This is a genomic window from Candidatus Pelagibacter bacterium nBUS_49 (genome assembly GCF_051200925.1).
Taxonomy (GTDB): Bacteria; Pseudomonadota; Alphaproteobacteria; order Pelagibacterales; family Pelagibacteraceae; genus Pelagibacter.
Window position 1 is genome coordinate 1,322,218 of sequence record NZ_CP172837.1, and the last position, 16,323, is coordinate 1,338,540.

A 16,323-nucleotide genomic window follows, 5' to 3' on the forward strand; every position below is an offset into this window, starting at 1 on the left:
TTATAAATTTATAAAGTTTTGAATTATTTGTAATCCAATTTTATCACTTTTTTCTGGATGAAACTGGGTTCCAAAAATATTTTCTTTTTCAACAGAACATACAATATTTGATGAATAATTTGTTGTTGCCGAAATTACTTTTTTATCTTCAGGTATAAATTCATAACTATGGACAAAATACATATGAGAATTATTGTCTATATCTTTAAAAATCTTACTATCTTTTAATATATTAATTTGGTTCCAGCCTATATGAGGTAGTTTATATCTTCCATTTTGATTATTAATTTTTGATACCTTTCCTGTTATCCAGCCAAGGCCTTTGGTCTCAGTTTCTTCATAGCCTATATCTGCAAACATTTGTAACCCAACACAAATTCCAAGAAGAGGTTTTTTGTTATTTATCGCAAATTCACTTAAAGTATCAACCAAGCCATTAATGCTGTTTAGGGCGTCAATGCAGCTCTTAAACGATCCTTGACCAGGTAATACTATCTTGTCACTTGATTTAATCTTATTAAAATCTGAAGTAACTTCAATATTTACTGAATCTTTGGCAACTTCCTTAAAGGAGTTTATTACTGAGCTTATATTGCCAGAGTTATAATCAACGATTGTGACATTCATTAAACTTATAATGAGCCTTTAGTAGATGGAATACTTTTCTTACTTCTAGGGTCCATCTCCAATGCTTCTCGCAATGATCTTGCTAATGCTTTATAGCAAGACTCGATTATGTGGTGACTGTTGTCTCCATAAATATTTTCAACATGCATCGTAATACCAGCTGATTGTGAAAATGCCTGGAACCACTCTTTAAATAGTTCTGTGTCCATCTCACCAAGTTTTTCAACTTTTAATTTTACTTTCCAGATTAAATAAGGTCTGTTTGAGACATCTATTGCAACTCTAGTTAACGTTTCATCCATTGGGATAACTCTATGTGCATATCTTTTAATACCAACAAATTTTTTAGCAGCTTTTTTTAAAGCTTCACCAATTGCTATCCCTGTATCTTCTGTTGTGTGATGAAGATCAATGTGAGTATCTCCTTTAGCTTTTACTTTTAAATCTATAAGAGAGTGCTTGGATAATTGCTCAAGCATGTGATCTAAAAAGCCTATACCAGTATCAATTTGGTATTTACCCTTACCATCAATATTCACTTCAACACTAATACTAGTTTCTTTAGTTTTTCTGGATACTTTTCCTTTTCTAGACATATATTTTTAGAGGTATACATGCATAATCTCACTATATCAATATCAGCAATTAACTCTTGAAGTATAAAAATTAGTTACCATTTATCAATCATGACTACAATTGTACTGGTAAGAAAAAATAATGAAGTGGTAGTAGCTGGTGATGGACAGGTAAGTATGGGAAATACTGTTGTCAAAAGTACTGCTTCAAAGATTAGAAAAATTGAAAAAAGAGATGTAGTAGCTGGTTTCGCAGGATCAACTGCAGATGCGCTTACTTTATTTGAAAGATTAGAAGCTAAAATTGAAAAACATGCAGGTAATCTCTCAAGAGCAGCTGTTGAATTAGCAAAAGACTGGAGAACAGATAAATACCTTAGAAGATTAGAGGCATTGATGGCTATTGGGGACAAAGATAATAGCTATATTATATCCGGAACTGGTGATGTTTTAGAACCAGAAGGAGATGTAATTGGAATTGGATCAGGTGGTAATTATGCATTAGCTGCTGGAAAAGTTTTAATGGAAACAGATAAAAGTGCAGAAGAAATTGCAAAAAAAGCTATTAAGGTTGCTTCTGAAATTTGTGTTTTTACAAATGATAATATTAAGGTTTTAAAAATTTAATGGAAAATTCAAACGTAACTCCTTTAGTTCCTAAAGATAAAAGTGCAAAAGAGGAAAGCTCATTGGTCAGTTCATTATCTCCAAGAGAAATTGTTTCTGAACTAGATAGATTTGTAGTTGGCCAAAACAAAGCTAAAAAAGCTGTAGCAGTAGCATTAAGAAATAGATGGCGAAGGCAGGCTCTCAAGGGCGAAATGAAAAATGAAGTTTTACCAAAAAATATTTTAATGATTGGACCAACTGGTGTTGGTAAAACAGAAATTTCTAGAAGATTATCAAAACTAGCAGAGGCACCATTTGTTAAAGTTGAGGCAACAAGATTTACTGAAGTTGGATATGTTGGAAGAGATGTTGAACAAATAGTAAGAGATTTGATTGAAATTGCAATTGGCATGGAAAAAGTAAAAATGAGAAAAGAAGTTCATCCTCAAGCACAAAAATCTGCTGAAGAAAAAGTTTTAGATGCCTTAGTTGGTAAAAAAGCAAGTTTAGCAACAAGAGAAAGTTTTAGAAAAAGACTTAGAGATGGAGATCTAGATGATAATGAAATTGAAATTGCAGTAAGCGATACTGGATCAAATAACACTTCTTTTGAAATTCCTGGAATGCCTGGAGCTAACGTTGGTATGATTAACATTGGTGAAATGATTGGTAAATCAATGGGAAATAAAGAAAAAAAGAAGAAGATGACAGTTAAAGAATCTCATGAAATTTTAATTAATGATGAAGCAGATAAATTAATTGAACAAGATAAAATTATTAAAGCAGCAAAGTTATCAACAGAGAACAATGGAATAGTTTTTCTAGATGAAATTGATAAAATTTCTGCAAGAACTGATAGGGTTGGTGGAGATGTTTCTCGTGAAGGTGTTCAAAGAGATCTGTTACCATTAATTGAAGGAACAACAGTTAACACTAAACACGGTCCAATCAAAACAGATCATATTTTATTTATTGCATCAGGAGCATTTCAGCTTGCAAAACCGTCTGATCTTTTGCCTGAACTTCAAGGGCGTCTTCCAATAAGAGTAGAGCTAGAAGCATTAACTAGCGATGATTTTAAACGAATTTTAAGAGAGCCAGATTTCAGTTTAATTAAGCAATATGTGGCTTTATTAAAAACTGAAAATGTTGATCTTGAGTTTTCAGATGATGGCATCGATACAATTGCAAATATTGCTTCTGAGGTAAATGCTACTGTTGAAAATATTGGAGCTAGAAGACTTCATACAATAATTGAAAAGATTTTAGATGAAATTAGCTTTACTGCAACCGATCGCTCTGGTGAAAAGATAATTATCAACAAAGAATATATTGATAAAAATTTAGATAATTTGGTTAAAGATACAGATCTTTCAAAATTTATACTTTAAAATCTATCCATCCTGTAATTATATACTTCTTTCCACGCTTTAAAATAGAACCTGCGTGAGCATGAGTCCACTCTGCAGGCCATATCAACGTTTTTCCACATTCTGGATTAATTTTAATTTTATAATAATCAAAATCAGTAGTTCCTCCATCTTTTTGATCAACATCATTTAAATAAGTCATCCATGCAAATAATCTATGTAATGTTGTTACATCTGTTCGTTCAGAGTGAACCCTAGAAAAGTGATCTCCCGAGTTATATTTTTGAATATTAAAAGGTCCTATATTAATTTTTTTAATAAATGATTTTAAATAAGGAAACTGCTCTCTATAATCTAGAAAACATTCATTTAAACGTTTAAAATAATTATTAAATACTTCATAATTCTTATTTTTTAAGCTTTTAGGATAAATTGTAATATCGGTTGTTTTTTTTATTTCTTCATTAATTCCAGAGCCTGTTCTACCTCTTTTATGGAGTTCAGGATTGTTTTCAAAAAAATCTATAATATTTTTACAAAGATTATTATCTAAAATATTCCATGCACCAATAAAATGAGGATTTTCATTTGTTGTAAAATTAATTCTTTTCATACTTAAACTATTTTAATTACATCATCATCAAATTGTATAAATCCAGTATTTTTTTGCAAAAATTTTAATCCCTCTACGTTTTTTCCAAGTTTAAACAAACTTTTTTCATAATAGGAAATTAAAAAATTATTTTTAGGATATTTTTCTAAAAACTTTTTACAAAAAATATTTGCTTCTGAATAAAGATTTAATTCAATTAAACAGTACCCAATTTTTTCAACTATATTTAACTGATCAATTTTAATATCCAAAGATTTCTTAAGAATTGGTAATGCTTTATCTAGGTATTTGCTTCTTAGGTATAGTAAAGATAAATTATTAAGTATCTGTATATTAAGAGGTTCATTTTTAAGACTGAGTAAATAATATTTTTCAGCATGATTAAGCTCATTGAGCTGAAAATAGCAATTTGCAATATCATTTAAACCTGGTGTAAAATTAGGATCTTCAACCAGAACTCTTTTTAAAATCTTAATTGCCTCTAAAAAATTTCCAGTATTTTTAAGCTCTGTAACTTTATGCAAATTAATTTTTTTTTTATCTTCTAAATTTTTCATTTTGAATTTAAAAAATTATAAATAACTTAAATCTACTAATTCTTCATTAAACTATACCTGCTCTTAGGGTATGAAGCTATCCAAATAATTATTTTTTATTCTTTAAAAAAATATAAAAGGAAATTAGCTTTACTGCAACCGATCGCTCTGGTGAAAAGATAATTATCAACAAAGAATATATTGATAAAAATTTAGATAATCTAATTAAAGATACAGATCTTTCAAAATTTATACTTTAAATTTTATAGATAACCCAGCTCTTTCATTTCTTTTTGACAAACAGCTTCGATCGAAGTTTTAATAATTGGATCTAATGTTTTTTTCCAGCTATTACTTTTTCCTTCTCTAAAGAACCTTATTTTATTTCCTTTATCATCAATCCTAGCTTCATTAAACCCTTCTTTTTCCTCTAATTTTTTTAATTTTTCAAACTCAATTTCTTGTAAAATGATATCAATTTTTTTATCATTTATTTCAAAATTAGATTTTGTAAGTACTTTTATAAAATTTAATATTTTTTTAAAATTTTTTTCTCTATCTTTAATCAAGTCCTCAAACTTTATTAGTAGATATTTTCCTGTTTTGTCAAAAGTTTTCCATGAATTATAATTTAACGACCATGAGCCCATATATTTTGGTATTTTATCTTTTAAATCGGCATCATTCAAAACAAAATCTTTATTAATCATTTCAGCAGTTTTTTCGATTGATTGATTGTTGTGATGCGCAAAAGAAACGACAACATCTCTAGGGTCTCTAACAATATGAATAACTCCAAGCGTATTGGCTAAATCAGTAAAACTAAAACCATCCATTTTTAAAAAGCCAGAATGTGTTTTTAAAAATTTGAATGATTTTTTATCTTTATTAATAAATTCTTGAACTCGGATATGATTTTTGGCAATTTCATGTGGGTCAGCTATGTTTACTCCTAATTGCGCGAATAAATCACCATTTGGATATTGTTTGATATTTTTTAATAGCTCAAAATTAAAAATACCATCTTTAGAAAAAAAATATGAGGATAAGAAGCTTCTCATTAATGTGTTTCCACTTTTTGGATATGATGCAAGCCAGATAATCATTTTATGATACAATAATTCATTATTTAATAATAATATAAATAAATATTATAAAAAACATAACTATTGCATACAATCTTTAATTTTAGACTTTGGTATTTTTTTTCAAAAAAATATAAAAAGCCCCTGAACCACCATCCTCGATTTTTGCATCTTTCATTTCATAAATAAATTTCATTAAATTTTTATTATTTGAAATAAATTCAGGAACTGAATATTTTAAAATACTTAAATCTTTTGATACATAGGGATCTTTTTCATTTTGAGAATGTATTCCTTTGCCAGTAACAACTATTAATTTATTTATATTTTCTTGATAAGATTTGATTATAAAGCTTTCAATAGTTTTATTGGCCTCCTCAAGAGTATACCCATGTAAGTCTATTGATCTTATTTTAATATTTATTTTTTTATGAATTTTAATGTCTTTATTTGGCAATTTTTCATTATTAGAAAGAAAATTTTCCCAATCTCTTTTGTCTTTTTTTGAAATATTATCTGTCAATTAAGTTAAAGTATTAACAAGTTGCCAATTTGGATTAGCTGAAGTTGTGTCTCTTGAAAATACCCAAGTGTCATAGATTTTTTTTATTTTTTCTGGATCACCAGATATAATTTTTTTATCTTTATCTTTAATACAAGTAATAACTTCAGCTATAAAATCTACGGTTACGTTTAAAATTTTATCTAATTTTTTATGTTCTTTTATAACTGCAGAATTTATTCCGATAAAAGTTATTTCTGCATAATGTCCTCTTTCATTTCTTTCTTTCAGAGCCTCGTTGAACTGATTGTAAATATCTTTATTTAATAAAGGCTTGCTGGTCGTTAACTTATTATCATTATCACTAAAATCTGTAATTATTGTTTCATATGCAATTTTTGCACCATTTAAAAATTCTTTTTGAGCTTTTTCGTCAAAAACTTCATCTTTTCTTATAGTTTTTTTTACAATCGCTTCCTTTACAATTTTATCAAATTGTGTTGATTGTTTGCCATCATACCCTGATCTCTTGCCAAGTATGCCTCTTAATCTTAAAAAAATAAATCCGGCGATCATTGCTAGAAGTATTATGTCTATATATTCAAAACTATAACTCATGAGATTATAGTAATTACTATGTTGATTAATTTCAACTAGCAATTTAGATTAAGGACAAATGAACTCAATTTTACTAGCATTAATTCTTATTCCAGCGATTGAGATATATCTTTTTATCAAAATCGGATCTCAAATTGGAGCCTTAACAACAATTTTATTAATATTTACAACAGCAATTATTGGGATTTACTACGCTAAATACGAAGGATTAAATACTCTGAAGTCTGGTTTCATTCAATTAAGTAAAAAAGAAACTCCAGCTTATGAAATAATTTCAGGTGCAGCTATTGCAATTGCAGCATTACTATTGATTATTCCCGGATTTGCCACAGATATTTTGGGATTTTTAATAATATTTCCCTTAACAAGAAAATTAATCTTTAAAAAATTTACTAATAATTTAAAAACTCAAAAAACAAAAAAAAATGATTTTATAGATGGTGAGTTTGAAGATATAGAAGAAAATAACAATGACAGAAAACTATAAAATCTTAGGCAAATATATAAAAGATATGTCTAGCGAAACTCCTGATTTAGAGACTTATCTCTTTGTGAGAGATTATATTTCGAAATATCAACTTAATATTGATATTAATTCAAAAGCATTAAAGAATAAAATGATAGAAATAAACACAATAATGAAATTTGAAGATAAACAAGAAAACCAAAAAAAATCTTATTTTGAAATAAACTATTCAACTGTCATAAAAGTTGGTGAAAACGTAAAAGAAAAAAAAGATCTTGAAAAAATAATATTATGTGATGTTCAAATTGAAATTTATCCTGAATTAGAAAAATCTCTTTTAGATTTATTATATAATTCTGGATATCCAGGAGTTAAATTTGAAAAAAAAATTGATTTTGAAGGTCTTTACAACCAAAGGTCAAATTAAAAAAAATTCTTTTTAAGATTATCTTTTAAATATTCTTTGTGTTTTTTTACTTCATCAGAAGTAGGAACAATAACTTTTTTATAATAAGGTGGATTATTATCATTTTGACTAATAACCTGTTGATCTTGGTTTAGAAAATCTAAAGTTGGTTCTTTTTGGTCTATTAAATTAATATAAACTTTAGCTAATAAATCACAGTCAATTAATGCTGTATGTTGGGTTCTTCTTGAATTATCAACTCTATACCTTTTACACAAGGCATCCAAACTAACAGGTGATCCAGGAAATTTATCTCTCGCCAAAATTAGAGTATCAACAATTTCGTTGTTTATTCTTTTTTTTCCTAAAATAGCCAATTCATTATTTAAGTGGCTCAAATCGAACTCTGCATTATGAATTATAAGCCTTTTACCTTTAATAAATTCTAAAAATTGCTCCACAACCTCTAAAAATTTTTTTTGTGAAGCTAAAAATTCATCTGTATAACCATGAACTTGTAAAGCTTTCTCTGATACTTTTCTTTCTGGGTTCAAATAACAATGGAATTTATTTTTTGTTGGGATCAAATTTTCAAGTTCTATACAACCAATTTCAACAAGTCTATGTCCATCCTTTACTGATATGCCAGTTGTTTCTGTATCTAAAACCACTTCCTTCATTTATGCAATCTCCATAAGAATATCTTTTATACAATCATTAACTGTTTTATTTGTAAAATCATTTTTAATAATAAAATTAGACTTTTTCTTTTTATACTTTATTGGATATTGAATATTTTTAAATTTTTTTAACAGTTTTTGATTAAAATTTTTTCTTTTTTTTAATCTTTTTAAAATATCTGATTTTTTTGATTGTATAAAAACTAGTATATCTTCTTTTTTATTAATTTTATTTTCTAGTAATAATGGAACATCTAAAATTACAATTTCTTTATTTTGATGTTTTTTTAAAAATTTATTCATTTTTTTTCTTACTTCTAAATGAACTATTTTCACTATTTTATTTAAATTATTTTTATTAGCCAAAATTGCACTTGAAATTTCTTTTTTTTCTATCGGAAATGAATAAATATATTTCGGTAAACTTTTTTTTAATTTATTAAAAATTTTTTTATTTTGTTGATATAATTTTGTAACTTCATAGTCAGCATTAAAAACTGGATAACCAAATTTTTTAGCCACATAACTCTTGCCAGAACCTATATCTCCTAAAATTCCAATTTTAATCATCTATCTAAAAGCTTAATAACATTTTCGTTTACTTCTGGCCTTTGATCGTGCCAAATATTAAAAGCTGAAGCAGCTTGATAAATAAACATTAATTTTCCATTTAAAATTTTGTTGCCTAGCTCTCTTCCAATTTTTAAAAAATTAGTTTCGCTTGGATTATAAATAACGTCGTAAAAAAATTTATTTCCAGAAATTGATGAAAAATCAAGATTCAAATTATCCTCTTTTTTTAAACCCAAACTTGTTGCATTGATAATCATGTCAAAATTTGAAATCTCTCCCCAATTAATTATTTCTATATCTTTAAAAATTTTTTTTAAATTTTCTGCTTTTTCCTTTGTTCTGTTGGATATTTTTATTTTTGACACTTTCATTTTAATTAAAGAAAAAATTATTGAGGGAACCACACCTCCAGCTCCCAAAATTAGGACTTCTTTATTCTCAAGATTATATTTTGTTTTCTCAATGCTTGTTGTAAATCCAAATATATCTGTATTATGTCCTATTACCTTATTATCTTTATGATAAATGGTATTTACTGACTGAGTACTTTGAGCTTCACTACTTAATTCATCCAAGTATGGAATAATTGTTTTTTTGTAAGGAACAGTAACATTAATCCCATTAATTTTATTATCTTTTACTTGTGAAATTAATTTTTCTAATTGATCCTCATTTAATTTTTGCTTTTCATAAATTGCATCAATACATTTATTTCGAATCCAATAATTGTGTAGTTCGGGAGATAATGAATGTTCGATAGGGTTCCCTATTACTAAAAATTTTTTCATTAATAGTTTTTTAAATATTCCTTAATTTTTGAAATTGGCAAACCCATTATAGAGTCTTCGTCTCCAACAATATTGGAAAATAAATTTCTTCCCTCCCCTTCAATTTGATAAACATTATAAGCAAATAAAACCTCATCTGATATTTTAGATAGATAATTTTCTAGGTTTTCTTCGGAAAATTTTTTCATTGTAAGTTCAGCTTTATCTGTATAGTTCCATATCATAGAACCATTCTTTGAAATACACACAGAACTAATTAAATTATGTTTTTTACCATTAAGCTTTTTTAAAATTGTTAATGCTTCCTCTCTGTTGTCCGGCTTGGAAATTAACTCTCCATCTAAATCTATTACGCTATCAGCTCCTAAAACCATTAAGTCTTGATGGCTTAAACTCACTTTGTTGGCTTTTAGTTCGGCCAAATTCTTTGAAATTATTTCTGGTGAAGCTGATTCACTAATAAGTGATTTTTTGACTATATCTTCGTCTATATGTGATGGTTTTACTTCACAAAAGATATTGTGTTTATCTAATATTTCTTTTCTAATTTTACTTTTAGACGCGAGAATAATTCTATTTAACATTGTTTAGATATATTTCATGAATTTTTATTATAGATGCTGCCGTTTCCTCAACTGATTTTCTTGTAACGTCTATTGATGGCCATCTATATTTTTGAAAAGTTTTTTTTGCATTCATAATTTCTTTTTCAATATTTTCTATACTTGTATATTTTGTATTTTCAGTTTCTTTTAAAGAATTCATTCTATTTTTTCTTAAATCAACCAATCGCTCTGGTTCTGTGTTTAGACCAACAACGCAGGTAATTTGAGGATTTTCTCTTAATTTTTTGGGTAAAGAATTTTCATTGACCAAAGGTATGTTTGAAGTTTTAAACCCTTTATTTGCAAGGTAAATTGATGTTGGGGTTTTGCTTGTTCTACTAACACCGACTAAAATAATATCTGATTTTTCTATATCATTTAATAAATTTCCATCGTCATGATTTATTGTAAATTGGATGGCTTCTATTCTATCGTAATATTCATCGTTAAGTACGTGTTGACCACTTGGCTCATGAGATGCTTTTTGATTGAGTATTTTTGAGAAATTTAAAATCAAATTTCCCAAAACACCAAAACATGGTATCTTTTTTTCATCACTTTTATTTGCCAAATATTTGGCCAAATTGTTATCTACAATTGTATAAAGGATTACTGAATTTTCATTTTTTTTTGCATCATCTAAAATTTTAAGAATTTGATTTTCAGTTCTAGTAAAAGAATAAGAATGAACTTTGTATTCAATATTTTTAAATTGAGCTTTTAATGCTAAAAAAATTCTGTCTAATGTCTCTCCTGTAGAGTCAGATATGAGATATATTTGATATGTATTACTCATGAATAAATTGTTAATAAATTTGTATTATTTTAATAAAATTACTCAATTTAAATATTGTATAATTATTGCTGTAAAATAAGGATTTTGTTAACATTAACAAACATATGAATGAAATTATACAATATATTGAATAAAAGTTAGTAAAGCTTCAATTTAAACAATATTATTAATTAATAATTGTTATTAAGTTGTTAATAAAATGTTAAAAAATACTTATCATCAATATCCACAACACTTAATACTAATACAATAATTATATATATTATTTTAATATGACCCCTCTTCATGAAGTAATAATAAACAAAAAAACAAAAATCAATCCAATTTGGATAATGAGACAAGCAGGAAGGTATCTTCCTGAATTTCGAAAAATAAGAAAAATAAACTCAAATTTTATAAATTTATGCTTAAATGAAAATCTATCATCGGAAATTACATTACAGCCTTTAAAGAGATTTAATTTAGATGCTGCAATAATTTTCTCTGATATCTTGATGCTTCCATATGGTTTAAATCAAAAAGTTGAATTTGAAAAAGGTTTTGGTCCTAAACTTGGTAAGGTAAATATTGATGAAATGTCCAAATTAGATGAAATCGATTTTGTCGAAAAAATTTATCCCGTTTATAAAGCAATAAAAAAAGTAAGTATGAATGATATAGTAAAAGACAAAAATATTATAGGTTTTGTGGGTGCTCCATGGACTTTACTTGTCTATATAATCAATCAACAATCTCCTAAAAAAAACTTAAAAAAAGATTTTTTCAAAAATGATTTCTTAATTAATAGAATTCTTTTAATTTTAGAAAAATTTTTAAAAATACATATAAAAAATCAGATCGACAATGGAGCAAATGTAATACAAATATTTGATAGTTGGGCAGGTCTATTAGAAGAAAAAGACTTGCCTAATTATATTTATTCACCCACCCTAAACCTAGTCAATTATGTAAAATCTTTAAACATACCTGTTATTTGTTTTCCTAGAGAAATTAAAAATTATAAAGAATTTTGTGAAATTGTTAAACCAGATGCAGTTAGCATTGATTATAATGTTGATCCAAGAAAAATTATAAATGATATAAAAATTCCTATCCAAGGCGGACTTGATCCCAAAATATTACTCACAGATAAAGAAAAATTAAAAAAAGAAGCAACGAAATATCTAGATATTTTTAAAGATCACCCATATATTTTTAATTTAGGACATGGAGTTTTACCTGAAACGGATCCCAATATGTTTGAATATTTAGTTAATACCGTAAAAGATTATTAATGAAAAAAGCTGTAATTCTTTTTAATTTAGGAGGGCCCGACAAACTAGAAAATGTGGAACCATTTTTATTTAATTTATTTAATGATCCAGCAATATTAAATTTGCCTACTATTTTTAGGTACCCTTTAGCCAAGTTAATTTCAAATAGAAGAGCCCCAACTGCTAAAAAGATATACCAAGAACTGGGTGGATCATCCCCCATTTTAAAATTAACAGAAGAGCAATCGAAAGCCCTTGAATTGAAGCTTAATATTGATGATAAAAATTCAGATTATAAATGCTTTATTGTGATGAGGTGTTGGCACCCTCGAGCAGAGGAAGTTTTAAGAAATGTAAAAAATTTTAATCCAGGTGAAATTATATTAATGCCATTATATCCTCAATACTCTGCGGCAACATCAGGTTCATCAATAAAAGAGTGGAATGATATCTGTAAAAAAAATAATTTTGATATTAAAACAAGTATAATTTGTTGTTACCCTACCGATGAGAATTTTATTTTAGCTCATAAAGATGAAATTATAAAAAAAATTAATAACTTAAAAAATTTTAAATTAATTTTCTCTGCTCACGGTCTGCCAGAAAAAAATATAAAAAAAGGAGACCCTTATCAATGGCAAGTAGAACAATCAGTTAATAAAATTATCAAATCTCTTGATATTAAAGATCTAGACTGGATTTTAAGTTATCAAAGTCGTGTTGGTCCTTTGAAATGGATTGGCCCATCAACAGAGGATATAATTGTAGAAAATTCAAAATTAGGTAAACACATTGTGTTAGTTCCCATAGCATTTGTATCTGAACATTCAGAAACTTTGGTTGAACTAGATATAGAATATAAAGAGTTGGCTGATAAGAATGGATGTAAAAATTATACGAGAGTTCCTGCACTGGGTATTAACGAAAATTATATAAAAGCAATGTCGAATTTAATAATTAAAAAACAAGACCATTATTTTAATGGAGAGCTTTTTCCTCCCAAAACACAATGCCCAAACCAATTCACTAAATGTCCATGTTTAAATTATGAATAGTTATTTATTATTTAAGAGTTTACATTTGATAGCTGTTGTTTCATGGATGGCCGGTCTCTTATATCTTCCAAGAATTTTTGTTTATCATGTTGAGAATAAAGAAAAAAAAGAAGCTACTGATATTTTTGAAGTAATGGAAAAAAGACTTTTTTATTACATAATGCGTCCAGCGATGATTTTAACTTGGATCTTTGGTTTAGTTCTAATCTACTTAAATGGTATAGAGATATTTTCTCAACTCTGGATGCAAATAAAAATTGTTTTAGTTATATTGTTATCAGCGTATAATGATTATCTTGGGAAATGCCTTGTATCTTTAAAAGATAATTCTAATACCAGATCGTCAAAATTTTTTAGAATAATCAATGAAGTCCCTACAATAATGCTGATTTTGATAGTTTTTCTCGTCATTTTTAAGCCAATCTAGGGTTGAAAAAACAATTGTAGTATATATATTAATCAAGTTTCCATAGTCCTTACAAACTTAAATCATGAACATTCAAGAGTTAAAATTAAAATCATCCGAACAGCTTATTACTCAAGCCGAAGAACTTGGCATTGAGAATGCTAGTACATTAAGAAAACAAGAAATTCTTTTTGCGATTTTGAAAAAGGTTGCAGAAAAAGAAGAAATTACTGGGGCGGGTGTTCTGCAATTATTACAAGATGGTTTTGGTTTTTTGAGAGCAATGGAGTCTAATTATTTACCAGGACCAGATGATATTTATGTTAGCCCAAGTCAAATTAGAAAATTTGGTTTAAGAACAGGAGATACAGTTGAGGGACCAGTTAGAGCACCTAAAGAAGGTGAAAGATATTTTGCACTACTTCAAGTCAGTAAAATTAATTTTGAAGAACCAGAAAAAGCAAGACACAAGATTGCATTTGATAACTTAACTCCCCTTTATCCAGATCAACAAATGGTAATGGAAGTTGAAACTACAAAGATTGAAAAAAAACCTGACTTAACACCAAGATTAATTGATCTAGTAAGCCCAATTGGCAAGGGTCAAAGATCAATAATAATTTCACCTCCTAAAGCAGGTAAAACAATGATTCTACAAAGTATTGCAAACTCAATAGCTAAAAATTACCCAGAAAGTTATTTGATTGTTTTGTTAATTGATGAAAGACCTGAAGAAGTTACTGATATGCAGAGAACTGTAAAGGGTGAAGTAATTAGCTCAACTTTTGATGAACCAGCACAACGGCACGTTGCTGTTGCCGAGATGGTAATTGAGAAAGCTAAAAGATTAACAGAACATAAAAAAGATGTGGTTATATTATTAGATTCGATCACAAGATTAGGAAGAGCTTATAATGCCGTTATCCCAAGTTCTGGAAAAGTTTTAACTGGTGGTGTAGATGCTAATGCTCTTCAAAGACCGAAAAGATTTTTCGGTGCAGCAAGAAATATTGAAGAAGGTGGATCTTTAACAATTATCTCAACTGCTTTAATTGATACCGGTAGTAGAATGGACGAAGTTATTTTTGAAGAATTTAAGGGAACAGGAAATAGCGAAACTGTTCTTGATAGAAAAATAGCTGATAAACGAATTTACCCTGCAATTGATATAACAAAATCTGGAACGAGAAGAGAAGAATTATTATTTGATAAAAATGATTTACAAAAAATGAATGTTCTTAGAAGAATTATTGCTCCCATGGGAACTATGGACGCAATTGAATTTATAAATTCAAAATTAAAAGACACAAAAAATAATGCTGAGTTTTTTAACTCGATGAATAAGCCCGCATAATATTTTATTTTTACAATTAAAGTTTTACAGGCACCTTAATTTGAAGCTATAATCTTCAAATGACAATTTATGCTTTATCAAGTGGGCCTGGAATATCCGGTATTGCTGTTATAAGAATTTCAGGACATGAAACCTCTAAAGCTATTGAATTATTAACTGGCAAAAATGTTCCCAAACCAAGGGTAGCGACTCTTAGAAGAATCAATAAAATCAACACTTCTGAGCTTATCGACGAGGGTATAATATTATGGTTTCCTGGCCCTGAGAGCTACACAGGGGAAGATATGGCTGAAATACAGGTACATGGAAGCAAGGCTGTAATTGATGCTCTTCACACTTCTATTTCAGATATTGAAAATTGTCGTTTAGCGGAACCTGGCGAGTTCACAAAACTTGCATTTCAAAATGGAAAAATAAATTTACTTAAAGCAGAGAGCATTGCAGATTTAATTTCTTCTGAAACAGAAATTCAAAGACAGCAAGCAATAAAAATTATGAACGGAAAATCTGCAGATCAATTTAATCTTTTAAGAGAAAAACTTTTAAAAATTTTATCACATGTTGAAGCTAAAATAGATTTTCCAGATGAAGATTTACCTAATGATATTTTAAAAGAAATTAAAAAAAGTTCTGATGATGTTTTAAAAAATATTGAAAAATTTTTAAATGATCAAAATGTTGGAGAAAGAATAAGAGAAGGCTTTAAGATTGCAATTCTTGGACCTACTAATGCGGGAAAATCTAGTCTCTTAAATCATCTATCAAATAGAGATGTTGCAATAGTTTCAGAGATTGCAGGAACAACAAGAGATGTAATTGAAACACATCTTAATATAGATGGTTATCCTGTCATTGTTTCCGACACTGCTGGGATAAGAGAATCTAAAAACGAAATTGAAAAGAAAGGTATTAAATTATCTTTAAATAGAGCGGAAGAAGCTGATTTAAAGTTGGTAGTTGTTGATGTCAAAAACCTTGATTTTACTGACGTTTTGAAGGGTTTATTAGATGAAAATGCAATTTTAGTAATAAATAAATCTGATCTTTTAGAGGGTGATATCGATCCAGAAATAAAAAAATTAGATCATGTATTAATTTCAATAAAAGAAAATTTAAATATTGATGAATTAATTTCAAAAATAAAAAATAATTTAAAAAATAAATTTATAACAAGCGATGATATTTTAATTACAAGAGAACGACACAGACAACATCTTGAACAATGCTTAGACTATCTTAAAAATTTTAATAAAAAAAATGAAGTTGAAGATTTTGATAAAGCTGCAGAAGATTTAAGACTAGCTACTAGACATCTTGGTATGATTGTTGGAAAAGTCGATGTTGAGGAGATATTAGGCAGTATTTTCAACGATTTTTGTATAGGTAAATAATACTCTATTTTCCTT

At 27.6% G+C, this 16,323-nt stretch carries 21 protein-coding genes; 9 read left to right on the top strand and 12 right to left on the bottom strand.

From position 1 onward, the window contains the following. Together hisH and hisB are read right to left on the bottom strand one after the other, a co-directional pair. The gene (gene hisH / locus ACIJYF_RS07250) at positions 1-627 is read right to left on the bottom strand and encodes an imidazole glycerol phosphate synthase subunit HisH (protein WP_435116488.1); all 627 of its coding nucleotides are present in this window, start codon (positions 625-627) and stop codon (positions 1-3) included. A gap of 5 nt (positions 628-632) precedes the next feature. Further along, entirely contained in the window at positions 633-1,223 is a 591-nt protein-coding gene (hisB, locus tag ACIJYF_RS07255) for an imidazoleglycerol-phosphate dehydratase HisB (RefSeq protein WP_297680697.1), read from the bottom strand. A 90-nt stretch (positions 1,224-1,313) separates the two neighbouring features. Between hisB and hslV the strand changes: the two genes are divergently transcribed. Together hslV and hslU are read left to right on the top strand one after the other, a co-directional pair. Continuing rightward, the gene (gene hslV / locus ACIJYF_RS07260) at positions 1,314-1,829 is read left to right on the top strand and encodes an ATP-dependent protease subunit HslV (protein WP_023649225.1); all 516 of its coding nucleotides are present in this window, start codon (positions 1,314-1,316) and stop codon (positions 1,827-1,829) included. Continuing rightward, a complete protein-coding gene (gene hslU / locus ACIJYF_RS07265; protein ID WP_435116490.1) occupies positions 1,829-3,202 on the top strand; it encodes an ATP-dependent protease ATPase subunit HslU in 1,374 nt (457 codons plus the stop codon). The genes hslV and hslU overlap by 1 nt, the downstream gene beginning before the upstream one ends. Here hslU and ACIJYF_RS07270 read toward each other — a convergent pair. The 5 genes from ACIJYF_RS07270 to ACIJYF_RS07290 form a co-directional block, all read right to left on the bottom strand. Next, on the bottom strand, positions 3,192-3,794 hold the full coding sequence (locus ACIJYF_RS07270; RefSeq protein ID WP_435116492.1) for a 2OG-Fe(II) oxygenase: 603 nt from the start codon (positions 3,792-3,794) through the stop codon (positions 3,192-3,194). The genes hslU and ACIJYF_RS07270 overlap by 11 nt on opposite strands. A gap of 2 nt (positions 3,795-3,796) precedes the next feature. Next, on the bottom strand, positions 3,797-4,351 hold the full coding sequence (locus tag ACIJYF_RS07275; protein WP_435116494.1) for a tetratricopeptide repeat protein: 555 nt from the start codon (positions 4,349-4,351) through the stop codon (positions 3,797-3,799). Positions 4,352-4,593: 242 nt separating this feature from the next. Continuing rightward, positions 4,594-5,436, bottom strand: coding sequence for a sulfotransferase domain-containing protein (locus ACIJYF_RS07280; RefSeq protein WP_435116496.1), 843 nt, complete (start codon positions 5,434-5,436; stop codon positions 4,594-4,596). A gap of 82 nt (positions 5,437-5,518) precedes the next feature. After that, positions 5,519-5,938 carry a Smr/MutS family protein gene (locus ACIJYF_RS07285; RefSeq protein WP_435116498.1) on the bottom strand — a complete coding sequence of 140 codons (420 nt, stop codon included), beginning with the start codon at positions 5,936-5,938 and terminating at the stop codon, positions 5,519-5,521. Then, positions 5,939-6,535: a Tim44/TimA family putative adaptor protein gene (locus ACIJYF_RS07290; protein ID WP_435116500.1), complete on the bottom strand. Its 597-nt coding sequence runs from the start codon at positions 6,533-6,535 to the stop codon at positions 5,939-5,941. 58 nt (positions 6,536-6,593) lie between these two features. Between ACIJYF_RS07290 and ACIJYF_RS07295 the strand changes: the two genes are divergently transcribed. Continuing rightward, complete coding sequence (locus tag ACIJYF_RS07295) at positions 6,594-7,022, top strand: FxsA family protein (RefSeq protein WP_435116502.1); 429 nt, start codon at positions 6,594-6,596, stop codon at positions 7,020-7,022. Then, positions 7,006-7,428 carry a protein-export chaperone SecB gene (locus tag ACIJYF_RS07300; RefSeq protein WP_435116504.1) on the top strand — a complete coding sequence of 141 codons (423 nt, stop codon included), beginning with the start codon at positions 7,006-7,008 and terminating at the stop codon, positions 7,426-7,428. Before ACIJYF_RS07295 ends, ACIJYF_RS07300 begins: the two co-directional genes overlap by 17 nt. Here the strand turns inward: ACIJYF_RS07300 and dnaQ are convergent. The 5 genes from dnaQ to ACIJYF_RS07325 are packed head-to-tail and all read right to left on the bottom strand — an operon-like array spanning position 7,425 to position 10,849. Beyond that, positions 7,425-8,087 carry a DNA polymerase III subunit epsilon gene (gene dnaQ / locus ACIJYF_RS07305; protein ID WP_435116506.1) on the bottom strand — a complete coding sequence of 221 codons (663 nt, stop codon included), beginning with the start codon at positions 8,085-8,087 and terminating at the stop codon, positions 7,425-7,427. The two genes, ACIJYF_RS07300 and dnaQ, sit on opposite strands and share 4 nt — an antisense overlap. Then, entirely contained in the window at positions 8,088-8,657 is a 570-nt protein-coding gene (gene coaE / locus ACIJYF_RS07310; protein WP_435116508.1) for a dephospho-CoA kinase, read from the bottom strand. Beyond that, positions 8,654-9,448, bottom strand: a complete 795-nt coding sequence (gene aroE, locus ACIJYF_RS07315) for a shikimate dehydrogenase (protein WP_435116510.1) — start codon at positions 9,446-9,448, stop codon at positions 8,654-8,656. Before aroE ends, coaE begins: the two co-directional genes overlap by 4 nt. Beyond that, a complete protein-coding gene (locus tag ACIJYF_RS07320) occupies positions 9,448-10,032 on the bottom strand; it encodes a Maf family protein (RefSeq protein WP_435116512.1) in 585 nt (194 codons plus the stop codon). Before ACIJYF_RS07320 ends, aroE begins: the two co-directional genes overlap by 1 nt. After that, a complete protein-coding gene (locus ACIJYF_RS07325) occupies positions 10,022-10,849 on the bottom strand; it encodes a pyruvate, water dikinase regulatory protein (RefSeq protein WP_435116514.1) in 828 nt (275 codons plus the stop codon). Before ACIJYF_RS07325 ends, ACIJYF_RS07320 begins: the two co-directional genes overlap by 11 nt. A 272-nt stretch (positions 10,850-11,121) precedes the next feature. Between ACIJYF_RS07325 and hemE the strand changes: the two genes are divergently transcribed. From hemE to mnmE, 5 genes are all read left to right on the top strand, one after another. Further along, the gene (gene hemE / locus ACIJYF_RS07330; RefSeq protein WP_435116516.1) at positions 11,122-12,123 is read left to right on the top strand and encodes a uroporphyrinogen decarboxylase; all 1,002 of its coding nucleotides are present in this window, start codon (positions 11,122-11,124) and stop codon (positions 12,121-12,123) included. Continuing rightward, positions 12,123-13,157 (top strand): ferrochelatase, encoded by a 1,035-nt coding sequence (hemH, locus tag ACIJYF_RS07335; protein WP_435116518.1) that lies wholly within the window; start codon positions 12,123-12,125, stop codon positions 13,155-13,157. The genes hemE and hemH overlap by 1 nt, the downstream gene beginning before the upstream one ends. After that, positions 13,150-13,584, top strand: coding sequence for a protoporphyrinogen oxidase HemJ (hemJ, locus tag ACIJYF_RS07340; protein WP_435116520.1), 435 nt, complete (start codon positions 13,150-13,152; stop codon positions 13,582-13,584). The genes hemH and hemJ overlap by 8 nt, the downstream gene beginning before the upstream one ends. 64 nt (positions 13,585-13,648) lie before the next feature. Further along, positions 13,649-14,917 carry a transcription termination factor Rho gene (rho, locus tag ACIJYF_RS07345; protein WP_435116522.1) on the top strand — a complete coding sequence of 423 codons (1,269 nt, stop codon included), beginning with the start codon at positions 13,649-13,651 and terminating at the stop codon, positions 14,915-14,917. 59 nt (positions 14,918-14,976) lie between these two features. Further along, a complete protein-coding gene (gene mnmE / locus ACIJYF_RS07350) occupies positions 14,977-16,308 on the top strand; it encodes a tRNA uridine-5-carboxymethylaminomethyl(34) synthesis GTPase MnmE (protein ID WP_435116524.1) in 1,332 nt (443 codons plus the stop codon). Positions 16,309-16,323: the final 15 nt, after the last annotated feature.